We start from the raw sequence: 25,210 nt of genomic DNA on the forward strand, positions 1-25,210 counted from the left end.
ATCAATTTTAATTTGGGCACTAGTGGCACTTTTATATTAAAATATCCATGTTCGTTTCATATTTCTGTTTACAGATGATTTATGCAGATTTTATCTATCTAGTAATCGGATAGAATGCTTCCATTCAGCATGCTAGCTGTTCTTTATTAATGCAATAAATATCATATTAACTACTACAATCCAGAAGATTGTGATTAAGAATGTAGTAAGTGAACTAATGTTAAGCCATCTGTGGCGGTCGAAATAATGAATGGAACCGGATGTAATTGTAGAAATTGCTTATTTCAATCCAAGTATGTAGACTGTCTTTACACGTTGATGAAATTGAAATAACTTTGGTATAAAATAAATCTATGTTAAAGTCCTTTTTCTGATTAGGGATGTTTTGTTTATCCGTTTCTTTTTGTTGGTTTTGCTTTTTCTTTAGTTGGCAACAACCCTTACAGCTCGATTCCTCGATATCTTTCTCAATACAAAGGTTTTTTGCAATATAATCTTGATTCAATTTAAAGGAAAGGAATATTGTAGCATGCTTAAAAGTGCCAATTGCAACGATAAGAATTAAGAATATGGAAAATATTCGTTTCATGCTTCTGTAGGAACTATTTTTTTTGAATATACGATTAATCGGATACAACTCTAATTTAACAAACCTCTAGCTTACTAATTTGTTGAGTAAGCCCTTAAAAATAATCCCATGAAATGGATAAACAGCAAACCAATATACTCTTCCCCATAAGCCATGCGGACGGAAAGTGGCCGTTTGTATTAAGGTATTTCCATTTGCTTTAAACTCCAACCATGCTTCGCCCGGTAATTTCATCTCTGCAAATAATAATAAACGACCTTCTTCTTTATCAGCATAAATCACTCGCCAAAAGTCCAAAGCATCTCCAACATATATTTCATCTTGGTTGGTTCGGCCTCTTCTTAAACCTACACCACCACTTAGCAAATCCATAAAGCCTCTTATTTTCCAAAGCCAATTGGCATGATACCAGCCAGTGTTTCCACCTATCTTCCAAACCTTATCGATGGTATTTGAGATGTTTGCAGATGTTCTTTCTCGTTTATCAACAAAACAACCAAAAGTTGGAACATTTATAAAGTCTGAAACTTTAAATTCAAGAGTCCCGTTAACAATAGCATCTTTCCAGCTAGATATAATTTCGTTTTGCTCAATTTTAATAAACGCTTTTTCAATGGCTGTTTTATACGATAGGGGTTTAATTCCAATAATTGAATTAATATTACTGTCCTTTGCAATCACTTCAACCTTCATACTATCAACCAAGGCAGATGCCAATTTATAAGTGGTTGTGGTAACAAAATACAGCCAGTACGATGATAAACGAGGTGTCATTACAGGAATACTGATGATCGTTCGTTTTAAATGTCGCACAGCAGCAAATTGCAGCAGCATTTCTTTATAGCTTAATACTTCGGGGCCACCAATGTCAAAACTTTTATCATATACACTCTCATTATCTACAGACTGAGATAGTATTTTAATTACATCAGTAATGGCTATCGGTTGGCATTTGGTTTTAAGCCACTTGGGAGCAACCATAATAGGTAGCTTTTCTACTAAGTCGCGAATTATTTCAAATGAAGCACTTCCTGAACCAATAATAATACCTGCTCTAAATGTAGTAAGTGCAAATTTACCTTTCCCGAGTTCTAATTCTACATTTTTACGCGATTGCAAATGAGGGGATAAGTTCTTGTCATTAATAATACCGCTTAAATAGATCACTTGTTTAGTCTTAGTATTATTAATGGCATTGGTGAAGTTTCTTGCCGATTCAATTTCAAGTTCTGCATAATTCTTGGCTGCAGACATGGAATGCACAAGGTAGAATGCACAGTAAATATCTGAAGGGATATTATTTAGTGAATGCGGATTGAGTAGATCAACTTCAATAATTTCAATTTTACTTTTGAGTGAGGCTATAGGAGTAAAGCGTTTCATATCTCTTACACAGCAAACTACTTGGTGACCTTGATTCACCAATACAGGTAATATGCGTTTACCAATATATCCTGTTGCACCTGTAAGAAGAATTTTCATATTGTTTTTTTATAAAGCGTTTGAAAATGTGGTGATTGTTTTGTTGAAATCATCGTTTAGTTTATCGTCGGTAATACCTTTTTGATCATCAAAGTTATCGTAAAAGGAAGGTAGTGAAAATGTTGCTATTGTATTTGAGTTGCTATGCGCATATGTTTTATGTGCTATGTTTAAAACCAATGAAGCTCCATTAGGTCCCGGAGAGGTTGATAAAAGAAGCATGGGTTTGTTATTCCACACATTTTTATTGATTCTGGTAACCCAATCGAAAATGTTTTTATAGGCAGCGGTATATGCGCCATTGTGCTCAGCAAATGAAATAATATAAGCATCAGAGCTTTGGATTATATTGTTGATTTTGTGTGCTAATTCAGGTATCTCAACTTGTTCCTTATCGATGCTGTAAATAGGAAGTTCAAAATCATTTAAATCGATTAGGGTAATTTCGGAATCGTTAAAAAGTTTGGCTGCAAATTGACTGAATTTTTTATTAATGGAGTTTTTGCTACTACTTGCTCCAAAAGCTAAAATTTTTTTACTCATAATTTATTTAGTTGAAATGTTAGAATAAATCATTCTGATATCTAGGGAAACAAGCATTAAGCTTTAATGGTTTAGAATTATTTTTTTGTTTAGCTGTAACTTATGGTCATAGGGAGGCGTCTCAAGTATATAATCTAAAAAAAAAAATGATATGAAAACTTTAGCATCCTTAATTATACTTTTTAGCATAACAGTAGCTCTAAGTGCACAAAATAAAAGGTTCGACATAAACGCGGAATTTTCTGGAATAAAAGAAATTGAAGTGGATATGGTTTTTTCAGATGTATTTGTTGACGAGTCAGGATCGGATAAAACTGAAGTTAATGGATACGTTGAATGGGAAAATGAGAAGAAAGAATACAGTATCACTACTAAGAAAAGTGGATCTACGTTAATTGTTAAACTGATACACCCAAATAAAACAAAAGGAAATTGTGAAGGCAAGTTGTATATAACTACACCTAAAAATTGTGAATTAGAAATAAATACCGTTAGTGGCGATATAAATGTTTCAGGAGTAGGCACTGATGAATTAGAGTGCAATACTGTTTCTGGTGATATTATATTGAACAATATAGCTTGTGATGTAGAATTAAATACGGTGTCTGGTGATATGAGTGTAACAAATATTGGTGGCGATGTTGATACCAATACGGTATCAGGCGATGTTGAAATTAATAAAGTGAAGGGTGATTTTGAAGGGAACTCTGTTTCTGGTGATTTTGTGATTAGAGAGTTAAAAGGAAAAAAGAGTATTAGCACCCTATCGGGTGATGTTGAGTAGTAGACAATTGGGTAATTATAGTGTATTTAAAGAAAGGCATCAACAGTTTATACGTTGGTGCTTTTCTTTATTATACAGCTTAATTATTTTATTTTTATCTTAATTCTAATTGAACCACATTTTCAACATGGTGCGTATGTGGAAACATATCAACAGGTTGAACTTTGGTAACTTTATATTTGTGATCCATTAATCCTAAATCACGCGCCTGTGTGGCTGAGTTACAGCTAACATATACTATGCGAGGGGCATTTGTTTTTAATAAGGTATTCACAACATCTTCATGCATTCCTGCTCTTGGAGGATCTACAATAATTGTATCAGGCATTCCATTTTCGCTAATAAATTGCTCATTAAGAATGTCCTTCATATCACCTGCATAGAAGCTTGTGTTGTCTATTTTGTTATTCGCCGAATTTAGTTTCGCATCTTCAATAGCCTCAGGAACGTATTCTATACCGACTACTTTCTTAGCTTTTTTAGCAACAAAATTTGCAATCGTTCCTGTACCTGTATATAAATCATATACTATTTCATCACCCTTAAGTTCAGCAAAATCGCGAGTTATTTTATACAGCTCATATGCCTGATCAGAGTTGGTCTGATAAAAAGACTTCGGTCCAATTCTGAATTTTAACTCTTCCATCTCTTCAGTGATGAAATCCTGACCATTATAGCAGATAATATCCTGATCGCCGATGGTATCATTTGCTTTCTCGTTAATCACATACATTAACGAAGTAATTTGTGGGAATTCTGTTTTTAAATGCTCTAATAAGCCTTCGCGTTTTTCAACATCTTCATGATAAAATGCTACTATAACCATTACTTCTCCGGTAGAAGTGGTTCTGATAATTAATGTCCTTAAAAAACCTTCGTGATTTCTGATATCGAAGAATGTAAGACCATTGTCAAGTGCATATTTTTTGATGGCCAATCTAATGCTATTTGAAGGCTCATCTTGTAGCCAGCATTTTTTCACATCGATAACTTTATCAAACATTCGAGGTACGTGAAATCCTAAACCATAACGCTCAAGTGATCCCTCTTCCATTTGCATTTCGTCATTATCGAGCCATCTTTTATTAGAAAAAGTATATTCTAATTTATTACGATAGAATTGTGTTTTCTCAGAACCAACAATTGAATCAACTTCAGGAAGCTCAATTTTGCCTAGTCGTTTTAGGTTATTCTCAACTTCGCGTTGTTTGTATTTTAACTGCTCTGCATAAGGAAGGGGTTGCCACTTGCATCCACCACATTTTCCAAAATGCTCACAAAATGGTTCTACTCTAATATCAGATAAGGTATGATATTGTGTTACATAACCCTCAAGATAGTTTTTACGTTTTTTATTAACCTGCACGTCAACAATATCACCAGGTACAGCATGTTGAATAAATAGAACTTTATCATCTATCTTAGCCATTGCTTTGCCTTCTGCAGCTACATCTATTACCTCAACCTTTTCAAATAGCGGTTTTCTTTTTCTTGATCTTCCCACAATATCATTTAATTATATTCGGCGCAAAGATAAAAAAAAGGTTACCACTTAGTAAGTGATAACCTTTATATTTTTTACTCTTCAGTTCCGAAGGGGTTGTGTTCAAATGAGCTTGTATTATTGGTTGCGGGCTCGTTGGCTACCTTGCCCCCTTCTGGAGGGCCAACAGGAGGACTTCCTTCACTCATTAGTATCATTGAAATTTCTGCATCAATAATTATAGAGTCGATCTCGGGGCTGTTATATTTGCGTTTAGTCATATGCAACAAATGTACTATTTTTTGATAATAATTTTTTTATTATATGCGTAATCATTAGAAATAATTTTCACAATTACTAAACCTGATGATTTTGACTTAATGATATTGTTTTCGTTAGAGTTTAGTCTACCTGAACTAACTAGTGCACCCGATACATCATATATTTTGTAATGAGGATTGTTTAAATCGGGTATTTTTATGTAGATATTATCGTTAACATTATAAACTGATATATCCGCATCTTTTTTACCATTATCAATATCAGTAGAAGTGCTAGATAAGTTTATACGGAATCGATTATTAAAACTGCCACTTGCTGTTTCAAAAGTGTATTCGCTATTTTTGTTCATCTGAGTAGTGCTACCATCTATTATATCCTCAAGTTCAATAGAAATATCATCCTCAATATTTACTAAGTTTTTGAGTTTGATTTTATAAGTACCTGCTTTACCTACTTTAAATCCAAGTTGAATAGTTTTACTATCATTAAGGTTGTTATATGTATCAATTACTAGTTGTTTGTTTGAATGAATGGTATATAGTTGTAATAGTTCATCGTTTGATGCCATTCGTCTTTCGGAATCATAATTATCAAAAAGATCATCAGAATTCTCGTTAAAGGCAATTAATAGTTCATCTTCAATATTGTTAGAATTTAGCCCACTAAAGCGAATTTCTTTTTGAGTATTTGAGTTAACTGTTTTCAAGTAGCTATAATGCGAGTCAACTTTTGATGCTTCGGTAAAGGTAAGCGTTCCATTTGGTTCACCTATTTCTACTTGAGTCCAAAATGCATGGCAAGATGGTATATGGCTTGGATTTATGGGGTTTAGGTTTACTTGAGACCCTCCCCCTGCATTATATACACCATAGGATTGGTTATCTCTTTTCATAATATAAAACTGATCTTTCATATTAGTTTTGTCAACCAAGTTCCAATCAATGCTGCAAGGATAAGGATTACCAATTAGGTTCCAACCGTAATTATTGGGTGATGTAGTTCTGTATGTTGGTATTGGAGCTTGGTCTCCTTGATTTAAATCACCTTTAAAAGTAATTTCTCCTTCGTTTGAGTAAACAAAATATCCAATTCCTGGATCAAAAGTATCATTTGTGGTTAATAGAGACCAATTAGCAGAAGGCGAGTTATATGCATAAGCGCTTCTTATTTCTGTAGCATCAGCTAATGTAGAGCTCTGCATAGGGCTCGATATGTATAAGGCCACACTTCCTCTCTCTACCATTTGGTGAACTACTACATCTGCAAGGTCAGTATCTAAAGTGCCATTTACAAGCAAGCTAGCATTACCAATGGTGGTATTATTAGATGACCTAAGCTCAAGGTATTTCCCTACTGTAACTGTTGCACCAGCATCAATGGTTAAAGATGCTCCTGCATCAATAGTTAAATTTCTTACATAATGAGATGAGCCTGATGGAACCACTGGGTTGTTATTGCTAACAGGTATGTGAACACTAATGCCTTCAACAAAGGTACCCGACCAGTTGGCATCATCAGTAATATCTCGCGAAACGGAACCATTCCAAGTAATTAAACCATCTGTAACAAAAAAAGAACTAAGTATTCCTGTTTCTCCACCTCCAACTTCCCCTTTTAATGATGCGATTGTTGTAGTAATTGTTTCAAATTCTGGTAGGTTCGAGTTTGGAGTTATTGTAATTGTGGTTTTATCAGTGCTCACTGTTGCAGAGAAAGGAATACTAGAACCTCCATATGCTAAGGAAATAAGTCCAGCTAAATCACTATCAACCAATTCGCTATCATTAGTCTTTACCATAGCCTCGCTGTAGGTAATGGTGATAATGCTTTGAATGCTAATGCCATCTGATTTATCATCAGGATTGAAAGTAGCTGTAGGCATTAAAGTCTCCGTAGTAAAATACCAATCGCTTGCTCCTGAAAAGCCAGGGAAAGCAACATCACTTGTATTGAGTATATAGCCATCATCTATTTCTACATAATAGCCAGTATTATAATTAAGGTTAGAATTGCTAATAGTAACTGTGTTGCCCGAAGCAACTACTGCATTATTATCAGTTCCAAAGCTATTGTGTTCGCTTCCGTCATCTATATGTCTGATAAATATTCTACCGCTACTTCCTTTCTTAATTTCTTCGTTGAATACAATTTGAAGATTTTGGTCTATTATGACTCCTGATGAATTTGGTGTAGGATTGTAGGACGTTATTGTGGGAGGGGGAAGAAGGGAGGCCGTTGTGAATCTCCATTTGTTAGGATTACTTAACGCGTTATAATAAGTACCATCAACCTTTAAGGTGTTTGGGCCGATATACACTATATATTCTGTACTATTCAATAATAGATCATCTGATAAATTAATAAATACTTTGCTCCCACTGATAGTTACCCTAGGGTCCATAGGGATTTCTGGGTTAGGAGGAAAGCCTGGGGCACCATCTTTGCCTGTGAAAAAACTAAATGTACTAGTCCATGCTTCATTAGTAACATATATTGTTTGCTCTTTTTCAAATTCAATAATATTTGCTCCATTAAAATCGAGAATTATTATAGGATTAATTTCTACGTCCGTCATACCGATAGTTGGTGAGAAGGCAGGATCCAAACCATCCCATTGCCCCCAAGCGCTCTCACTGACAAATAATATTAATAAGGCAACTAAAATCTTTAAATATGTCTTAATATTCATATAACCAATGGTTGAATTTGTGTTTTAATTAGTAGGTTTGCTTTCGAGATTATAGTAAGGTGAGTTTGGCTAGATAATCGTAATGAGGGCCGTCTGCAATCTTCTCAATTGCAAACCCATTCTGCTTTGCATGAAATTTTAATGATTCATCATCAATGAAAAGCCACTTAAAAGATTCACCCTCAGTATTCTTATATTTCATCTTGTACGCAACTTCTCCATAATAGTTATCATTTAGATTGATAAGCATACTCCCATCATCATCTTCAAATAGATAACGTAGGTCGCTACTGTCTATTATTACTGATCCTTTAGGAGATAGTAGCTCTTTACATTTGTCAAAAAATATTTTTAAGCCATCAATATCTCCTGCTATACCAATTCCATTCATTAGCATTAGTATGGTATCGAATTTAGTATCTGTTGGAAGCTGAAAAAAATCGTTATGAATAATATTTTTAATACCTCGTTGTTGCATTACTCTGCATGCATTCTCACTTATTTCATTGGCAGTAACGTCTTTGTTTATTTGCTGTAAATATAGTGCATGGCTTCCTGCTCCAGCTCCAACATCAAGAATCTTCCCCTTGCTAATAGTCAGTGCTTTCTTTTCAATATCAGGCATCTGGTTAAAAGGTCGAAATAAATATTCAACAGGTAAAACATCGTCCTCAGTAATATTTGATTGTACAATTATTTCTGAATTTTTTATTCCTGAAATGTAATCAAGACAAGCGGTTCCCAAGGGATCTTTTTGAATACCCATATTTAACTATAATTTAATGCTAATTTTGAAGTGTCAAAAATAAAAAAAATACTATGATTTATCTAGCTCCTTTACAGTCTTATACCAATTTATTTTACATAAAAGCTTTTAGTAATCATATTGGAGGTGTGGATAAATATTTCACGCCGTTTTATCGTGTTGGTAAGAATGGGGCTTATAATGCTGAAAAAGAGTTGTTAGCAGAGGAAGGTGTGCGCATTGTTCCTCAAGTGTTATGTAATACTGCCAAAGATTTGAATAGTTTTGCCAAGTGTATGATTACGAGAAATTTTGACGAAATTAATTTAAATATGGGTTGTCCATTTCCGATGGTGGTGAATAAGCGCTTAGGAAGTGGTGTTTTACCTCATCCTGAATTGGTTGATGAAATGCTTTCAGGCTACTTTAAAGAAGGTTTAGATATTCAACTATCTGTTAAATTACGTTTGGGGAAAACAGATGCATCTGAGTTTAATAAAATATTAGAAACGCTTAATAAATATCCAATAAGTGAGCTTATTATCCATCCTCGTTTGGGATCTCAAAAGTATTCGGGCACGCCTGATTGGGATACATTTGAGGAGTTCAAAGATCAATTTAATTTTCCCGTTATCGGAAATGGTGACCTATTAACAAACATGGATGTTACCGATAAATCAATAAAACATGCTTGGGTAAATGGTTGGATGATAGGAAGAGGACTTTTAAGAAATCCTTTCTTATTGCAAGGAGTAGAATATGGAACGTTGGATTTTTATTTGAAGATGATGGAGTTTCATAAAAGTTTTAGCGATGTCATTAAAAGTTTAGATGATGTGAAAAAACTAAACTTACTGAAAGTGTTTTGGGAATATCCTTTAGCGGATACAGTTGAGGGAAAGCGTCTGTATCGTAAGCTTCGCAAGTTAGGGTCTTACTCAGATTATTCAGAGTGGCTCACCAAGTTTAAAAGTCAATTTATTTTAGGGTAAATCCTATCGGAATATAATTGTCCATACTCATGCAAACCGCAGAAGAAAATTGTTTGGCATTGCTGATGATGTAATCTACTTGCTTATCGTTTATAGCTGATAGATTGTTCTTTAGGAGTACAAGTTGAATGATGCTATAAATAATACCTGCATTAAAGTTATCGCCAGCACCAATTGTACTTATTGGGGTTATTTTATCGCTTAAGTAGCTTTTGCTATTGTCATTGAAAATAGCATCAATACCTAAAGCATTTTTAGTATAAATAAATAAGTGGCAATTAGGATTGGTATTTTGGTGAGACTCTATAATATCTCTGGCATTGAGGATATTTAGAAAGTCTTCGTTGCTTCCCCTAATTATATCTGCCGATAATAAGTTTTCTTTTACAAACAGAATTCTTTCTGAGTCATTGGCACCATCTTTTTGTCGGTAGTTGGGATCGTACATAATAGTTGCCCCTGCACTTTTGGCCCTGTTTATAATACTTTTAACTTGTTTTCGTATGTTTTTATCTATGGCATATGAAGACCCATAAAGTAAAATATCACCCTCTCTGAAGTCAGGCAATTCAATATCTAATCTAGTTTTAGGATAATTTTTGTAAAACTCATAGCTAGCATCATTATTCTCATTTAAAAATGCCATGGCTACTGCAGATTGGCCATTGTTATGCTGTTGAATATATTGAGTAGAAACGCCATTTTTATTTAAAAAGGAAATGATAATTTCTGAGATATTATCATTTCCTAATTCTGATATAAAATATGTTTCTACGCCCATGCGAGCTAAGGAGATCATACTATTTAAAACAGAGCCTCCAGGCTTTGCAGCTTGTGGAGTTCCGTCTTTAAAAATAATATCATAAACTGTTTCGCCTAGCCCAAATACACGCATGGTTTTTATTTAATTAGTTTTGATATTGTTTTGAAAGTATCACTTCCGGCAGCACGGCACAATTCAAAAAGAATCGATTCGGTGCTTGATACAATAATACCTTCTTGAAGCATTCTGTTAATTGCAATTCTTTTATTGTCGGGATTACGCGAGCCTACGCAGTCTTCTATAATAATTGGCTGAAAGCCATTTTCTTTTAGGTCAATCGCAGTTTGTAGGAGGCAAATATGCGCTTCAATTCCGAATAGAATTACAAAAGGAGCTTCTTTATTAAAGTCAGCTTTAAAAGGAGCGTCATCATAACAACTAAAAGCTGTTTTTTCATAACTATCACAATTGGCTAGGCGTGTTGCTAACGATTCAATGGTATTGCCTAAGCCTTTTTTATATTGTTCGGTAACTTTAATGGGTACACCAAGTGCTATGAGCCCATCAATTAATATTTCAGTATTTTTCTGAAGTACATTGTTTTCATGTATATGAGGGAACAATCTTTCTTGAATATCAACAGCGATAGCTTGTGTTTTGTCTTTTAAAATTCTCATTAGTATGCTTGTTTATTTGTGCTAATATATAAGTGCTTAGTGTGTTTATAATTCGATAATTTCGCTAGCATCGTACCTTGAAGTAAGTTTAACGTTGTGCTTACTTGAAAATCGGTCGAAAGCCTTTAATGCGATATCTCCTCTATTATTATCTTCTGAAATATGAGATAGTAGAATATATTTGAGTTTATCAGAAGCATGCTGGTCGATCAAATCAGCAGCTTGGTCATTTGATAAGTGCCCGTTTGATCCAGAAACACGACTTTTTAAATGAGGAGGATATTTGCCTTTTATAAGCATTTGTTCATCGTAGTTCGATTCTAAGAAAATGCAATCGCATAAGGCAGTATGTTGTTTTACATTGTTGCAAGCTTCTCCTATATCTGTAAAAACGCCAATGTTTTTATTAGCAACTTCTACTCTAAAGCTGCAAGGCTCAATAGCATCGTGTTGTTTTAGAAAACTATGTATTTTAAATGAACCTATCTCTACGGTTTTTCCAGCTTCAAATATTTCTACTGTATTAGGGCGCATGGTAAAAAAACCGCGCTCAACAGTTTTACGCGTGAGGTATACTGGAATGTTTAATTTTGAATGTACCATTTTAGCACCTCTGTAATGATCAGAATGCTCGTGAGAAATAAATAATGCTTTAAGCTTTGTTGGGCTGAGTCCTTTTTTTTTCATTCGCTCAACTATTTGTCTCCTGCTAATCCCGGCATCAATTATTATGGCTTCATCGCCAGATTCTATATAATAACAATTTCCGTTACTACCCGAAGCTAAGGCACATACTTTAATCATACAAATGGTAATGTTGTTTTAATATTGCCAACAAAACTAATAAATATTACTTTGGATCAACTATATCTCTAATGTGATTTTGAGCTAGGATGCTTTATGTTTTATTGTTAATGGTATTTGTTATGCGAGTGTAAGTGAAAACGGAGGTCGGGCATGAAATGCCGAGACCTCCGATACACACAGGAATTGTTGGGAGGAAAAAAATTATTGATATCGTATATAGTTTTTTAACTAATGAGTCTTTTTTCTTCGCAAGCAAAGATGTAGTATTAATACTGCCTCAACGTTACCCCTCTGTTACGAATATCTTAAATAATAAATTCGTATAATTTGTTTAGATGTGACATAATGACTTGCGAAATGGATTTTACAGGTCATTGTGGCATCTGTATTATATCTAGATATGTCAATTTTACATAAATGTGATGTTGGTACGGCAATTGAAATAAATGAAGCAACAAATATTCAAATAAGTAAAAATTAAATAATAGGAGATTTTAGAGATGACAGTAATTACAAGAAAACAAAGAGGACTAGATTCAATGTTAAATGAATTTATGGGTGGAGATTTTTTTATGACTCCACAAGGTATGTATTCAGGAAATAAAAGCGTACCAGCTGCTAATATTTATGAGGATGAAAATTCTTATAGTATTGAGTTAGCCGCTCCTGGTCTTAAAAAGGAAGATTTCAGTATTGAGTTTAATAATGGATTGCTTAGTATTTCGGCTTCTGTTGAAGAGAATACCCAGGAAGGAAGAAAGCAGACCTTAAGAGAATTTAATTATTCTAGCTTTAAAAAGAGCTTTAAAGTTGCCAAGCAAAAGGTAGATGATTCAAGTATTGAGGCAGAATATTTAAATGGAGTTTTATCAGTTTTACTTCCAAAAAAAGAAGAAGCAAAAATGAAACCTAAAAGAGTTATTGAGATTAAATAAGGTTTGTTTGTATTAGTTTGAGAAAAGTTAGCCAACCGATTTAGTTCGGTTGGCTTTTTTTATGATTCAAAAATAAAAATCGTAAACTTAACTAGTTCAGAATATATTGCTCAACAACTTCAGCAACACCATCATCGTTGTTCGAAGATACAATCGCATCCCCTTTATCTCTTAATTCGGGTGTTACATTATCTACCCAAACACCTAAGCCAGCATATTCAACCATAGTTAAATCATTACCAGCATTTCCTACTGCAATAATTTCCTCTTGTTTAATATTTAGGCGTTCGCCTAGGCGTTGAATACTTGCTGCTTTATCAATGCCTTTGGGCATTACTTCCAAAAAGAAAGGTTTTGAAATAGCTACACTCAAATCTGTTTTATCAGCTTTTAAAAGAGGTTCTATATTCTTTAGTTTAATAGGGTCTTCTAATAAAATACACTTTACAGCGGGTTCTTGCACTTCAGCTTTAAAACTTGGCACCTTATTAATAGGCATCCCTGTTAAATTTTTCTCAATATCAATATATTCAGATTCTGTTTCGGTTAATATTTCGTTGTTCTTATATGTTAGGATGTGTAAGTCATTGCTCTTGCTATAATCGTACAGATCGTGAATTTCTTGTTTGTTAAGAGTTTGTTCAAAAATAGATTGCCCACTTTTTATATCAGTAATAATAGCACCATTGTATGAGATGATGTATGAACTGTATTTAGCCAACTCTAATTCTTCGGCATATTGCATCATAGCCTGAGTCGGACGTCCTGAAGCCAATACAACAAATACACCTTGCTCTTGGGCTTTCATTAAACATTGCTTATTGCGCTCTGAAATACTATAATCGTCTCTTAATAAGGTGTCATCTAAATCTAACACCAACATTTTATATTGCATATCATCAAAATTTTGAAGCGACAAAAATATAAAACTTTGAGCAATGCTATTATAATTAGAAGGTTATGTTTTGTTAAAAGAGGCTATAATAAACCCTGTTTCTTTTTTTACCTTTGCGAAATCTAAAAATAAAGTATTGATGATTGATAATTTAGAACAAGGGTATTTTGGCATTGGAATTCAGAACGGGAAAACCCCTGAAAACTTAGGTGTTTTATGGCGTTCGGCTCAGAATATGGGGGCAAGTTTCATTTTTACCATTGGTAATAGGTATGCGAAACAGGCGTGCGATACACATAAAGCGGTTGGAGCCATGCCTTATTTTCATTACGATACTTTTGATGAGTTCTATAAACATCTGCCTAAAAGTGCCATGTTAGTTGGGGTAGAGCTTGATGAAGCTTCGGTTGAGTTAGAAACTTTTGAGCATCCACGAAGGTGTGTTTATTTGTTAGGAGCTGAAGATCATGGCTTATCTAAATTAGCCATTGAAAAATCGCATCATTTAGTGAAATTTGATACGCCCTTGAGTTTAAATGTATCTGTAGCAGGAAGTATAGTAATGTACGATAGAAGAGCCAAATTGAAATTACAAGCCAAGTAGCGATTGTTGGATTTTAATCTTTACTTAATTCTAATAGTTTTAAGCAAGTTTGCCAGTTACGTGTTGTAGTACTTGTTTTTAATTGCTTTTCAAAGAAATTATTGCCCATCTTAGATTTATGGTAAGCAGTATGGCAAAATAGATAAATGGCCTTTGGAGCTACGTGAAATTGATCGGGAGTAAAATTGAAAGTATCTAGTTTTTCTTTTGTTGCGGAGTCTATTTTACCTTTCGAAAAGGTGATTAAATGCTTTTTAAGATCTTCATGAATTATATAGGGGTATTGATCAATTGTTTCTTTTAATTCCGAATGGTGCATTACTATTGTAGGAACTTCAAAACCATAGTGATTTTTAATTGCAGTCTCTATTTTTAATTCAAGTTCAGAATTTGAAAGATCTTCTAGAATACTAAAAATAACATTACCACTTTGTATATAGCTTGTAACATTAATGAGACCGTTGCTACTTAGCAGCGTTTTAAGGTCGGCCATTAGTATCTTTTTATGACCTCCTACATTAATACCTCTTAACAGAGCTATGTATTTTTCCATTTTATACCTATTATCCATTTGTACATAAAGGTAGGTTTTTATAGAATATTAAATGCACATCTTTTTATTGGTAGATAATTAAAACCTTTTTGTAGACGAATTTTCTTGATTCGTCGTGTTTTATTATTCATCCTAGCTATTATCTGTATTATTGTATTTCAGAGCTATAATCTAAACGAAAAAATGGGCTTAAGAAAAGTAAATATCTATATCATTATAATACACTGTTTATTCTGGGCCTTGTTTATTTCAAGCCCATTACTTTTTTTCTTTAAGGTAAATTTTAATCTGTTTCTAAAACCTCAATTCTATATTTTACATTCCTTTATAATTGCGGTTTTTTATACCAATTACTACTTACTAATACCCCATCTTTTTTTTAGGAAGAGGTTTGTATTATACTTTATTTCAATAATCGCATTACTGGCGATAAACGTTTATTTCGTAAATCAAATTGAAGGTGATTTTTTTGGTCACCCACCTCATGTAGGCGAAGAAGCATTGGAAAAGCTGGGGTTGATAAATGATTTTAAGCCACATGGTAAGCCTCAGTTCTCCACTGTGTTTTCAATTATTTTAATAGCTGTAGGTTCATGCGTTAGAATTACAAGCCAATGGCTGCACGAGGAGAAGGAAAAAACGGCTATAAAAAAAGAGAAAATAAGTGCAGAACTTTCCTTTTTAAAATCACAGATCGATCCTCATTTCTTTTTTAATACCCTCAATAATATCTATTCGTTAGCACAACTTAAGTCTGATAAAGCACCGCAAACTATTCTTAAATTATCAGAGCTTATGCGTTATAATATTTACGATGCAGATAAGGAAACTGTATTGTTAAAAGATGAGATAAATTATATTCAAAATTTTATTGATCTGCAGCGAATTAGGCTGGCTAAATCGGTTGATATTGATTTTTATGTAATGGGAGAAATAGGTGAAAAAGAAATAGAGCCCTTATTATTTCTTCCGTTTATAGAAAATGCCTTTAAGCATGGAATTGATTATGCTAACAATTGTTCTATCGACATTGAAATTGTGGTTGAAGAATCAGAAATTAGTTTGTTGGTTATCAATAGTGTTTTAAAGGGAGAGAGGAGCAGTTCTTCGCACTCAGGTGTTGGGTTAAGTAATATTCATAAGCGTTTGGAGTTATTATATAAGAACCGACATACATTGACTATTGCCGAAAATGAAAAACGTTTTATGGTAAAATTAAAACTAGATATTGATGAGAATTAATTGCTTAATAATTGATGATGAGCCCTTGGCTCAGGATTTATTAGAATCGTATATAAACAAAATACCGTTTATTAATTTGGTTGCAAAATGCTCATCTGCTCTTGAGGCTTTAGATTTATTACGAAATCATTCTATCGATTTAATTTTTTTAGATATTCATATGCCTAATATATCAGGTATCGATTTTATTAAAAGTATAGAAACAAGACCCTTATTTATTTTTACAACTGCATACTCAGAATATGCCATTGAAGCCTTTGATTTAAATGCTGTTGATTATTTAGTGAAGCCAATTCCGTTTGATCGTTTTTTAAAGGCAACCAATAAGGTGGTTGATTATCACAATATCAAAAATAAGACTGCACTTTCAGAACAGCCTGCCCCTAAGCCAGCAATAAAGCCCGATTATTTGTTTGTAAAAGCTGATTACAAAGAAAAGAAGGTGAACTATAAGGATATTTTATACATTGAAGGATTAAAAGATTATATCAAAATACATTTAAAAAATAAGCAGCCTTTGGTAACGCACAAGTCATTGAAGAGCATGTTGGAGACATTGGAAGGTATGGGTTTTGTTCGAATTCATAGGTCGTTTATTATATCTATTCAGCATATAAAATCTATTACTAAAAATAGGGTTGTTATTAATGAAGATTGGATACCTATAGGAGATAACTATAAAGAAGCTTTTTTGAGGCAGATTAAAGAGTAGGAATGTTGTTTGTAATTATAATTTGCGTAATCATTTTATGTGCAAAATTCTATTGTCGTTATCAATTTTCTACGCTGTAATTCTAATCAATTACAGCATAGAAGATTGTTGTTAATTTAATTTCTGCTTTTTAAACCATTGTTCCATAATTGATAAACTGAGGTTCACACCATAATAATCTTCGGTAATTAAGGTATTATCATTTGTGCCTCTTTTTCCATAATTAAAATTAAGGTTGAGGTAGGAGTCCTTATTTCTAAGCGGCACAGCCACACCTAGGTTTATTCCTCTATCAACAATGGATTTACCTTTTACTTTTAAATAAGTATCTTCATAATATCCCCCAAGTTGCCAAATATATGGCGCTGCCCTTTTACTTTTCGTATTTGTGTACTCTAGTCCAGTGGCAAATTTATGACTGTCTTTATAGCTTACTTTTACGCTGGTATATTCAACATTACTCCATTTTTGTAACCTATAATCTATAGCTAATTTAATTCCACTTTTGTTTATCCAAGCCACACCACCAGCCATCATACTTGGCAGCTCATAGTTATCTCCATCAATATCTTCAATTATGCCTGCACCACTTGTGCTGGATGTGGTAACGCTTCGCGAGGAATTAAAATTGACTTCGGGGCTGTATATTCCTCCAATACTAAAAGTATTTTTAGTAGTATTTATGTGATATTGAAATCCGGGTTCAAAATAGATTTGTTTTAAGTTATCGGCATAATTTAATTCAAGTTCACCACCAATTTCACTATCGTTATAGTATTCTGTTTTTTTTATTTGTCCGAATAAGTATGAGAACTTCAGGCCTAGCGAGAAGTTTTTGAATATAGATATTGAGTTTGATATAAACACTTCATCAATTCCTCCGCTACCTTCGTAAGATTTGTTTATCTCGCTATTTCCACCATCAATATAAGTGCTAGAAGTAACATTGTAGCCTATTGACGAAAATTGTGATATCCCTATGCTTGTATTAATAATAGGAGATAGTTTAAATGCCAAAGCTATGTTGTTTAAGCCTCCGGAAACAGCACTTGCATCTCCTGAAGAAGAGGAGTAAGTGGTTGAGTTTATTCCGAGGCCTATATCAAATAACATTTCTAAGCTATCTACACCTGATAATGAAGCAGCATTGAGAGCGTTTATTCGGTTGGTAGTAGGTAGGGCTATTCCTGCTCCTCCCATACCTTGGTTATTGCCAAAACCTGAATTTTCTATTCTACCTACTCCAAATGATGAATATGGAGATAGAGAGTTGGTTTGAGCTGTTGTTATTTGTACCCAAAGAATTGAAAAATATGCAATGTTTTTAAGTACCCTTATTGTCCTGTTATTCATAAACACTATTTAGTAGTAATAGGTGTATAGTTTAAATTTTGGTGTAAAGTCGGTGTTTTCGTCACCACCAATTGCTAAGTTTTTAACGGTTGATGCTTGGTCGCTTCCATTTAAACTTACCAATAAAGCAAAGTCAGGGTCGAAATATCCGTTTAATAGTTCGTTGATAATATATTGAGTTATGTCTATTGTGTAGTAGTATGATTCTTCATAATCGTGGGGAGTTTTTACTAAAGAGAAGGTTAGTTCTGTGATACCATCACTTCCTACTAAAAAACCGGTTGCTGCATTGGTGTTATTGGTAGTATAAGCCGATAAAGATAGGGGTAAATTATAATCATTAGCTTCAATGCTTTGTTTTGTTGGTTCCAAAATGAGCTCAGCTTTTATAATCTGATTTAATAAAACAAGCTGAAATACGTGAGCCAATCCGGGAAACATTACTTTGGTCATTACTCCCGTTCCGCCTTCCAGAAATACGGTGTTATTGGTCTGTAGACTGCCAATGTCCTCTCTCTGTGTGTTTAGGTCTTTTAATAAACTAGTGCTCCTATCTGATTGGATATGATTGAACTGATTGTTTGAAACTTCAATAGGGAAGGTAGCCGTAAATTCAAGTTTCTCGTGTTCTACTCTGTGGTAATACATTTTTAGTTTAAGATCCTCCTCATTTGCTAAAAATCCCACAATAGCATCGTTTTCATCACTTTTAAATACGATACCTTTTAAATATTCAACAAAGGATGTTGCGTCCCCAACTTCGTCAGCATCCTCTAAAAATAAATTAAACAAACGTGTACTAAACGCATTACTAAGTTTAAATTCATACTCATCTCCACTATTTGGCGAAGGATAGTAACTTACCTCTCCAATAGCTTCATCAACAACAGAAAAAGTAGTGGTGTTATAAAAGATACTTTCGTCAAGACCATCCAAATCAGTTTCTAATTCGTGTATCTTAAAAGATAAAATCTGACTGGTATCACCTCTGTAATATTGGTTATGTTTAACGCATATTGTTATTGAATCTAACACATCCTCATCAGTAATATTTTCTGAGCAGAGACCTAACCTGAAAATGGCGTCCGCTTGGATTTTACCTGTTTCGTCGGAGTTGTAAGCTCCAACTAATGCTACACCGGTATTAGAGGTTTGTATAGAATCTATGTGTACGTTGCTTAATTTAATTGAAAGTGTATCTATTAAAACGATACCGGATTCTGAGTCGACGAAATCTTCGCCCAATCGAAGCATGCTAACATCATCATCGCCGCAGGCAAAACATAATTGTGCAATAATAATGCAATATAAAGTCAGTTTAATATTCATATTCTTAAGTTTTATGCAGGCAAAGGAAATTACTTTTGAGCTTGGGATTCTTAAAAAGTAGCTTATGACCTGTTAAAATTCGACTAATAGGCTGTTTTGGTCGCTAACCACTTGTTTAAAAATAGAGGTTAAAAGGGAGTGGATTTTAGTTTATTGATAATCAATGGTATATATTTTTGATAGACTGTTTTTATCATTTCATAGAGAAATTTAAATCAGATAGAACGAATAAAATTCCCTATTAGTCGATGTTTCTCGGCTTTATATCTATGTTATAGTTAGCCACAGTAAAGGAGGCTATATTTTTGTCATCAGTAAAACATAAACTAACTATTTAAAGAACAAAAGATGATGAGATACTCCTTAATTATAACTGCCGTTTTGGTAACATTCGGATTTGTTTTTGTGAGTTGTAGCGATGATGATGAAGATTACCTGGGTAACTGGATAGAGTTATCAACATTTGAAGGAACTCCGAGAACAGAAGCAGTCTGTTTTACCATTAATGATGATGCTTATATAGGCACCGGATACGATATTGAGAATAAGGATCGGTTAAATGATTTTTTTGTATATGATGCGAATAAAGATTCGTGGACTCAGATAGCTGATTTTCCGGGAGTAGCGCGTAATGGAGCAGTTGCTTTTGCTTCTGATAAAAAAGGATATTGTGGTACTGGTTATGATGGAAGTGATAAGCTACAAGATTTTTACGAATATGACCCAGAGGCTAATGTTTGGACTCAGAAAGCTGATTTTGCGGGTACAGCGCGCTATGGAGCCATTGCTTTTTATGCCAATGGTAAAGGTTACGTAGGTACTGGTTACGACTCGGGAAACGTTGCTGTTCGCGATTTCTATCAGTATGATAGTGAATCGGACGTGTGGGAGAAAAAAGCAAGTGTGAAAGGAACATCGCGTAGGGATGCAATGTGCTTTGTAATTAACAACGAAGGTTACGTTTTAAGTGGTCTTAGTAATGGGGGTTATTTAGACGACTTTTATAAGTACGATGCAGATAGTGATGAGTGGACTGCTTTAAACAGGTTGTCTGATTATACTGATGATTCTTTTGATGATGATTATACTATGGCTAGATATAAGGGCAGTACCTTTGTTATGGGCGGACTGGCATATTTAACAGCAGGTATTCAAAGCAGCAATAGTGTTGAAACCTGGGAGTATAATCCTTCTTCAGACAGGTGGACTCAAAAAACGGACTTTGAAGGAGCTGGTAGAAATGGAGCTGTTGGCTTTACGGTTAATGGACAGGGATATATAGCCACAGGAGGAAATGGAAGTTATTCGTTTAATGATTTATACATTTTTAAGCCATATGATGAGTATGATAGCGCAGACTAGATATATTATTACAGTTATTGTTTTAACTCTTGTACTAGCTTGCTCGCCCCAAACACCAAAAGCTGCCGCAGATAATGTGAATTTAGAAGTTTTTGGCGAAGGTGAGAAATGGGGATATGAAGTATATGTGAATAACAAAGTGTTTATCTGCCAGAATATTATACCTGCAATACCAGGCAAAATTGCTTTTAAAAGCAGAAAGGATGCTGAGTTAGTAGGTAATTTAGTAGCGGATAAAATAAGAAATAACGAAATACCAAAAGTAGAAGTAAGAGAGCTCACTTTATTAGGTATAAATGAATCACTATAGTTAGGTTTGGTTTTGGTTAAGCTGTTCTGATATGCTAGGTATCAGAGCAGCTTTTAACTAATAGGTTCCTGCCAATACCATTTCTTTAGCTAATTGAATTGCTTTTTGTTCTCCGCAAAGTTTTGTAACAATAGCTAATGAAAAATACATTGCAGCTCCAGGGCCTTTTGCCGTAATAATATTCTTATCAACTTCAACAGCCTCTCCTGTAATATTTGCACCTTCTAATTCAGCCTCAAAACCAGGGTAACAAGTTGCATTTTTACGTTTTAAAATTCCTAAACCACCTAATACTATTGGAGCAGCACAGATAGCAGCAATTGTTTTTCCTCTTTTGTTAAAACTAGCAACAAGTTCTTTTAATTCAGTATGTTCGTTTAGTTTTTTTGCTCCTGGCATTCCTCCTGGCAAAAGTAAAAGTTCCGCATCTGAGTATTTACTATCACTAAATAGTGCATCAGTTAAAAATGTAACATTATGAGCACCTGTTACTTCCTTTTTTTCGCTAATAGAAACAGTAACAACATCCAATTCAGCCCTTCTTAAAACGTCAAGCGGAGTAATAAGCTCTATCTCCTCAAAGCCATCAGCAACGAATATATAAACCTTTTTCATCTTAGATAATATTTTATGTTATGAGTAATATTTCCGAATATATAATATTTTATCCTTAATAAAGAGGTTTATAACCTTCTCCATTAAGAATAAGTGCAATTCTAATAAAAATAATACAATATCTTCAAGATTTAATCTCATAACAAATTGGCATTCTAAGGTGTTATTAGGTATATGGCTTGGTATTTGATGTCAACTAAGTAATTATTGATATATTTGCCCAATTAATACAGAGAAATAATGTTTTTATATAGAGGTGATAGAACTGCTATTGTTGGTAAAGAGGGGAAGATTTCATATAACCTTTTAGGAAAAAAAATAAATGCTTTTAGCAATTTATTTAATGCAGATTCCACAAATAAGATTGCCATATACTCTGAAAATAGGGTAGGATGGATATATAGCTTTTATGCAGGTTGGATTAATAATTCAGTGGTAGTACCAGTTGATTTTATGAGCACTTCAAGTGAAGTGGCTTATATATTAAATGATTGTACCCCTGAAGTTATTTTTACTTCTGAAGAGATGAAAGCTGATCTTCAAGAAGCTTTGAAAGGTGTAAAGTATAAACCGACCATAATTATTATTGATGATTATGAAGCGGTGGTTGAAAATTCAGATACAGACTATCCTGTTATTGATCCTAGCTTGGATGCTACATCCGTAATTATTTATACATCGGGTACAACAGGCAGTCCTAAGGGTGTTATGTTGTCATATCAGAATATTTTGGCAAATATCCATGCTGTTTCTGAGGATGTTAAAATATTTCGACCTCAAGATCGAATTTTAATGTTGCTACCATTGCATCACATTTTTCCTCTTTTAGGAACTATGGTTATGCCTTTATATTCAGGAGGTACAATAGCCATGTCTCCTAGTATGGCTTCTGAGGATATTATCAAAACTTTAAAAGAAATTAAGGTTACACTTTTAATAGGTGTACCACGATTATTTAGCGCTATACGTAAAGGTGTAAAGGATAAAATTAATCAAAGTAAGGTTGCAAAGCTGTTATTTTCTATTGCAGAAAAAGTGAATTCTCCTTCGTTTTCCAGATTTATATTTAAATCAGTCCATGATAAATTTGGAGGAAGCATTCGCTATATGGTTTGCGGAGGTGCAGCATTAGATTCTGAAGTTGGAAATGACTATAAGACGCTCGGTTTCGAGGTTTTAGAAGGGTATGGTATGACTGAAGCAGCTCCAATGATTACCTTTACCCGACCTGGTTTTGTTAAAGTCGGTTCTCCTGGTTTTCCTTTACCATCATGTGAAATTGATATTAAAGATGGTGAGGTTACAGCTCGTGGTAAAAATATAATGCAAGGGTATTATAACCGACCAGAAGAAACGGCTGAGGTTATGAAAAATGGTTGGCTACATACTGGCGACCTTGGGCATTTTGATAAAGAAGGTTATTTACACATTACTGGTAGAAAAAAGGAAATAATTGTATTAAGTAACGGTAAAAATATCAATCCTGTTGAGATAGAAATTAAGTTAGAGCGATACGCAGCTTTTGTTAAGGAAGTGGGTGTTTATCAAAATGGCGATCAAATACGTGCTATTTTGGTTCCATCCGATGAATTATTATTTAAAAATAATAATGTTGAGGAGCTTCAAAAACAATTAAAATGGGAGGTTATTGATAATTATAACCAACAATGTGCACCGTATAAAAAGATAATGGATTTTACGGTTTTTGAAGGTGAGCTTCCGCGTACTAGGTTAGGTAAAGTGCGTAGGTTTAAACTAAATGAGTTAGAATCAGAGCTTGTAGCAGAGCCTATTGTAACAGAACAAGTTGATCTTAAAGAGTACAAAATATTATCAAACTATTTAGAGCAGGAGAAAAACAAAAAAGTATTTCCACACTATCATCTAGAAATGGATTTAGGAATGGATTCGCTTGATAAAGTAAGTCTTCAAGTTTTTATTCAATCTACTTTTGGTGTAAATATAGAGCCGGTAGATCTTGTTAGCTTTAAGGATCTTAAAGAGTTGTCATTTTACATAAATGAGCATAGAAGTAAAATGAGTGTTGAGAAAATTGACTGGACAAAGATTCTTAAGGAGAAAGTAAATCTCTCGCTACCAAAAACATGGTTTACAGGTCGTGCTTTAGTAAAAATGTCAAAGGTATTTTTTAAAGGATATTTCAGATTAAAGGGAAAGGGTCTAAATAATATACCTAATGAACCATGTATTATAGCGCCAAATCATCAAAGTTACTTTGATGGCTTGTTTGTTGCCTCTTTCTTGAAAAGTAATATTATTAAAAACACTTACTTCTATGCAAAAGAAAAGCATGTGAGTAGTAAGTGGCTTAAATTTCTAGCAAATAGAAATAATATTATTGTAATGGATTTGAATAAAGATCTGAAAGAGTCCATCCAAAAAATGGGTGAGGCACTTAAAAAGAAGAAAAATCTCATTATTTTTCCTGAAGGAACCCGAACGAAAGATGGTGACTTAGGCGATTTTAAAAAGACCTTTGCGATATTGAGTAGAGAACTTAATGTACCCATTGTACCTGTTTCAATAAAAGGTGCTTTTGATGCTTTACCAAGGGGAACTTACTTTCCGAAACCTTTTAAAAAGGTAATGGTAGAGTTTTTAGAACCGGTTTTACCAAGTGATAATACTTATGATAAAATTAGTCAGTTGGTATATAATAAAATTAGTTTTAAGCAGAAGCGCATTAAGGCCTAGCATAAAAATATTAAAATAGAAAAGCGTTATAAGAGATTAGTTCTATAACGCTTTTTTTATGCTTTGAAGTTTGTATGATTTAACTTTCTTTTTCTGGTTGTTCTTTGTCCTCGTTAGATTTCTTATTGCGGCTAAAGAGGTTTTTAATAAGCTCTCCAAATTGCCTTAGCAAAGGTTTAGATATTTCAGTAAAAATGGTGGTAAGAATATTTGCAGGACTAAGTGCCTCTGAAATTTCCATCTTTTTAATGAGTAATTTCTTCTCTGTTAATTTAAGTTCATAGTACAAACGAACCTTTTCGTTTTCAAAATCCTCAAACGACTCAATATTTCTAAAATTATTAGGCTTCATAATCATCGTGTTTTTGGAAGAACATTCTAGTAATAGACTTGATAATTGGCTTCTGAACAACTTTTTTTCTCATTAAAAAGAATACCAAAGCAAGTAAAGCATAGATAGCTGCGATTATTAAAAAACCTAACTCAGTACTGCCCAATAAGCTGCTTAAAAAGTGACCTCCTGCCAATGATAACATCAATAAAGTGAAGAAGCTGAAGTAGGATAGGACTACAATTATTGCTGTAGAAGAGAATAACCTACTAATATCTTCCGCTATTTGAAGTTTAGTGAGGTTTATTTTATTTTGAACATATGATTCCACCTCTTCAGATATTTCACTGGCCTCATTACGTATCGTTTTTTTTAGATCCATCTAAATAAGATTTGTTTTAGCTTATGTATTGGTTTG

The 25,210-nt window shown here is 33.7% G+C and carries 26 protein-coding genes; 9 read left to right on the plus strand and 17 right to left on the minus strand.

Features of this window, described 5'->3' with window-relative positions; genetic code table 11:
• Positions 1-220 precede the first annotated feature (220 nt).
• The 3 genes from QMO11_RS01410 to QMO11_RS01420 form a co-directional block, all read right to left on the minus strand.
• Positions 221-589, minus strand: a complete 369-nt coding sequence (locus tag QMO11_RS01410; RefSeq protein ID WP_282035683.1) for a hypothetical protein — start codon at positions 587-589, stop codon at positions 221-223.
• A gap of 66 nt (positions 590-655) precedes the next feature.
• A complete protein-coding gene (locus tag QMO11_RS01415; RefSeq protein WP_282035684.1) occupies positions 656-2,071 on the minus strand; it encodes an SDR family oxidoreductase in 1,416 nt (471 codons plus the stop codon).
• Between the two features lie 9 nt (positions 2,072-2,080).
• Positions 2,081-2,614 (minus strand): NADPH-dependent FMN reductase, encoded by a 534-nt coding sequence (locus tag QMO11_RS01420; protein ID WP_282035685.1) that lies wholly within the window; start codon positions 2,612-2,614, stop codon positions 2,081-2,083.
• A gap of 151 nt (positions 2,615-2,765) precedes the next feature.
• On the opposite strand from QMO11_RS01420, the gene QMO11_RS01425 reads away from it, so the two are divergent.
• Positions 2,766-3,398, plus strand: a complete 633-nt coding sequence (locus QMO11_RS01425; RefSeq protein ID WP_282035686.1) for a DUF4097 family beta strand repeat-containing protein — start codon at positions 2,766-2,768, stop codon at positions 3,396-3,398.
• Between the two features lie 94 nt (positions 3,399-3,492).
• Here the strand turns inward: QMO11_RS01425 and rlmD are convergent, their stop codons facing one another.
• From rlmD to QMO11_RS01445, 4 genes are all read right to left on the minus strand, one after another.
• Positions 3,493-4,902: a 23S rRNA (uracil(1939)-C(5))-methyltransferase RlmD gene (gene rlmD / locus QMO11_RS01430; RefSeq protein ID WP_282035687.1), complete on the minus strand. Its 1,410-nt coding sequence runs from the start codon at positions 4,900-4,902 to the stop codon at positions 3,493-3,495.
• A 74-nt stretch (positions 4,903-4,976) separates the two neighbouring features.
• A complete protein-coding gene (locus QMO11_RS01435; protein WP_282035688.1) occupies positions 4,977-5,162 on the minus strand; it encodes a hypothetical protein in 186 nt (61 codons plus the stop codon).
• A 14-nt stretch (positions 5,163-5,176) separates the two neighbouring features.
• The gene (locus QMO11_RS01440; protein ID WP_282035689.1) at positions 5,177-7,852 is read right to left on the minus strand and encodes an Ig-like domain-containing protein; all 2,676 of its coding nucleotides are present in this window, start codon (positions 7,850-7,852) and stop codon (positions 5,177-5,179) included.
• A 49-nt stretch (positions 7,853-7,901) separates the two neighbouring features.
• A complete protein-coding gene (locus tag QMO11_RS01445; RefSeq protein WP_282035690.1) occupies positions 7,902-8,618 on the minus strand; it encodes a class I SAM-dependent methyltransferase in 717 nt (238 codons plus the stop codon).
• Between the two features lie 53 nt (positions 8,619-8,671).
• Between QMO11_RS01445 and QMO11_RS01450 the strand changes: the two genes are divergently transcribed.
• On the plus strand, positions 8,672-9,589 hold the full coding sequence (locus QMO11_RS01450) for a tRNA-dihydrouridine synthase family protein (protein ID WP_282035691.1): 918 nt from the start codon (positions 8,672-8,674) through the stop codon (positions 9,587-9,589).
• On the opposite strand, the gene QMO11_RS01455 is transcribed toward QMO11_RS01450, so the two are convergent.
• From QMO11_RS01455 to QMO11_RS01465, 3 genes are read right to left on the minus strand one after another with little or no spacing between them, the layout of a single operon-like run.
• Positions 9,576-10,484 carry a PfkB family carbohydrate kinase gene (locus tag QMO11_RS01455; RefSeq protein ID WP_282035692.1) on the minus strand — a complete coding sequence of 303 codons (909 nt, stop codon included), beginning with the start codon at positions 10,482-10,484 and terminating at the stop codon, positions 9,576-9,578. The genes QMO11_RS01450 and QMO11_RS01455 overlap by 14 nt on opposite strands.
• A gap of 5 nt (positions 10,485-10,489) precedes the next feature.
• Complete coding sequence (locus tag QMO11_RS01460; RefSeq protein WP_282035693.1) at positions 10,490-11,029, minus strand: isochorismatase family protein; 540 nt, start codon at positions 11,027-11,029, stop codon at positions 10,490-10,492.
• A gap of 45 nt (positions 11,030-11,074) precedes the next feature.
• On the minus strand, positions 11,075-11,833 hold the full coding sequence (locus tag QMO11_RS01465) for an MBL fold metallo-hydrolase (RefSeq protein WP_068472833.1): 759 nt from the start codon (positions 11,831-11,833) through the stop codon (positions 11,075-11,077).
• 503 nt (positions 11,834-12,336) lie between these two features.
• Between QMO11_RS01465 and QMO11_RS01470 the strand changes: the two genes are divergently transcribed.
• Complete coding sequence (locus QMO11_RS01470) at positions 12,337-12,771, plus strand: Hsp20/alpha crystallin family protein (RefSeq protein WP_282035694.1); 435 nt, start codon at positions 12,337-12,339, stop codon at positions 12,769-12,771.
• Positions 12,772-12,862: 91 nt separating this feature from the next.
• Here QMO11_RS01470 and QMO11_RS01475 read toward each other — a convergent pair whose 3' ends face one another.
• Positions 12,863-13,666: a Cof-type HAD-IIB family hydrolase gene (locus QMO11_RS01475; RefSeq protein ID WP_282035695.1), complete on the minus strand. Its 804-nt coding sequence runs from the start codon at positions 13,664-13,666 to the stop codon at positions 12,863-12,865.
• A gap of 139 nt (positions 13,667-13,805) precedes the next feature.
• Here QMO11_RS01475 and QMO11_RS01480 point away from each other — a divergent pair, with 139 nt between their 5' ends.
• The gene (locus QMO11_RS01480; protein WP_282035696.1) at positions 13,806-14,270 is read left to right on the plus strand and encodes an RNA methyltransferase; all 465 of its coding nucleotides are present in this window, start codon (positions 13,806-13,808) and stop codon (positions 14,268-14,270) included.
• Between the two features lie 13 nt (positions 14,271-14,283).
• Here QMO11_RS01480 and QMO11_RS01485 read toward each other — a convergent pair whose 3' ends face one another.
• Positions 14,284-14,823, minus strand: a complete 540-nt coding sequence (locus QMO11_RS01485; protein ID WP_282035697.1) for a DUF1697 domain-containing protein — start codon at positions 14,821-14,823, stop codon at positions 14,284-14,286.
• 561 nt (positions 14,824-15,384) lie between these two features.
• Between QMO11_RS01485 and QMO11_RS01490 the strand changes: the two genes are divergently transcribed.
• Together QMO11_RS01490 and QMO11_RS01495 are read left to right on the plus strand one after the other, a co-directional pair.
• Complete coding sequence (locus QMO11_RS01490; RefSeq protein ID WP_282035698.1) at positions 15,385-16,065, plus strand: sensor histidine kinase; 681 nt, start codon at positions 15,385-15,387, stop codon at positions 16,063-16,065.
• Positions 16,055-16,777 carry a LytR/AlgR family response regulator transcription factor gene (locus tag QMO11_RS01495; protein WP_282035699.1) on the plus strand — a complete coding sequence of 241 codons (723 nt, stop codon included), beginning with the start codon at positions 16,055-16,057 and terminating at the stop codon, positions 16,775-16,777. The genes QMO11_RS01490 and QMO11_RS01495 overlap by 11 nt, the downstream gene beginning before the upstream one ends.
• Before the next feature lie 111 nt (positions 16,778-16,888).
• Here QMO11_RS01495 and bamG read toward each other — a convergent pair whose 3' ends face one another.
• Entirely contained in the window at positions 16,889-18,130 is a 1,242-nt protein-coding gene (gene bamG / locus QMO11_RS01500; protein ID WP_282035700.1) for a BamG family beta-barrel-assembly machinery protein, read from the minus strand.
• A gap of 9 nt (positions 18,131-18,139) precedes the next feature.
• Complete coding sequence (locus QMO11_RS01505) at positions 18,140-19,459, minus strand: DUF4270 family protein (RefSeq protein WP_282035701.1); 1,320 nt, start codon at positions 19,457-19,459, stop codon at positions 18,140-18,142.
• 348 nt (positions 19,460-19,807) lie between these two features.
• Between QMO11_RS01505 and QMO11_RS01510 the strand changes: the two genes are divergently transcribed.
• Both QMO11_RS01510 and QMO11_RS01515 read left to right on the plus strand, forming a co-directional pair.
• Complete coding sequence (locus tag QMO11_RS01510) at positions 19,808-20,821, plus strand: Kelch repeat-containing protein (protein WP_282035702.1); 1,014 nt, start codon at positions 19,808-19,810, stop codon at positions 20,819-20,821.
• Complete coding sequence (locus QMO11_RS01515) at positions 20,805-21,131, plus strand: DUF4907 domain-containing protein (protein ID WP_068472850.1); 327 nt, start codon at positions 20,805-20,807, stop codon at positions 21,129-21,131. The genes QMO11_RS01510 and QMO11_RS01515 overlap by 17 nt, the downstream gene beginning before the upstream one ends.
• 57 nt (positions 21,132-21,188) lie before the next feature.
• On the opposite strand, the gene QMO11_RS01520 is transcribed toward QMO11_RS01515, so the two are convergent.
• Positions 21,189-21,746 (minus strand): DJ-1 family glyoxalase III, encoded by a 558-nt coding sequence (locus QMO11_RS01520; protein WP_282035703.1) that lies wholly within the window; start codon positions 21,744-21,746, stop codon positions 21,189-21,191.
• 240 nt (positions 21,747-21,986) lie between these two features.
• On the opposite strand from QMO11_RS01520, the gene QMO11_RS01525 reads away from it, so the two are divergent.
• Positions 21,987-24,461 carry an AMP-binding protein gene (locus QMO11_RS01525; protein WP_282035704.1) on the plus strand — a complete coding sequence of 825 codons (2,475 nt, stop codon included), beginning with the start codon at positions 21,987-21,989 and terminating at the stop codon, positions 24,459-24,461.
• A gap of 79 nt (positions 24,462-24,540) precedes the next feature.
• Here the strand turns inward: QMO11_RS01525 and QMO11_RS01530 are convergent, their stop codons facing one another.
• Positions 24,541-24,813, minus strand: a complete 273-nt coding sequence (locus tag QMO11_RS01530; RefSeq protein ID WP_075602906.1) for a hypothetical protein — start codon at positions 24,811-24,813, stop codon at positions 24,541-24,543.
• Complete coding sequence (locus QMO11_RS01535; RefSeq protein WP_068472860.1) at positions 24,803-25,174, minus strand: phage holin family protein; 372 nt, start codon at positions 25,172-25,174, stop codon at positions 24,803-24,805. The genes QMO11_RS01530 and QMO11_RS01535 overlap by 11 nt, the downstream gene beginning before the upstream one ends.
• Between the last annotated feature and the right edge of the window lie 36 nt (positions 25,175-25,210).

This window comes from Saccharicrinis aurantiacus (assembly GCF_947489045.1).
Lineage (GTDB): Bacteria > Bacteroidota > Bacteroidia > Bacteroidales > Marinilabiliaceae > Saccharicrinis > Saccharicrinis aurantiacus.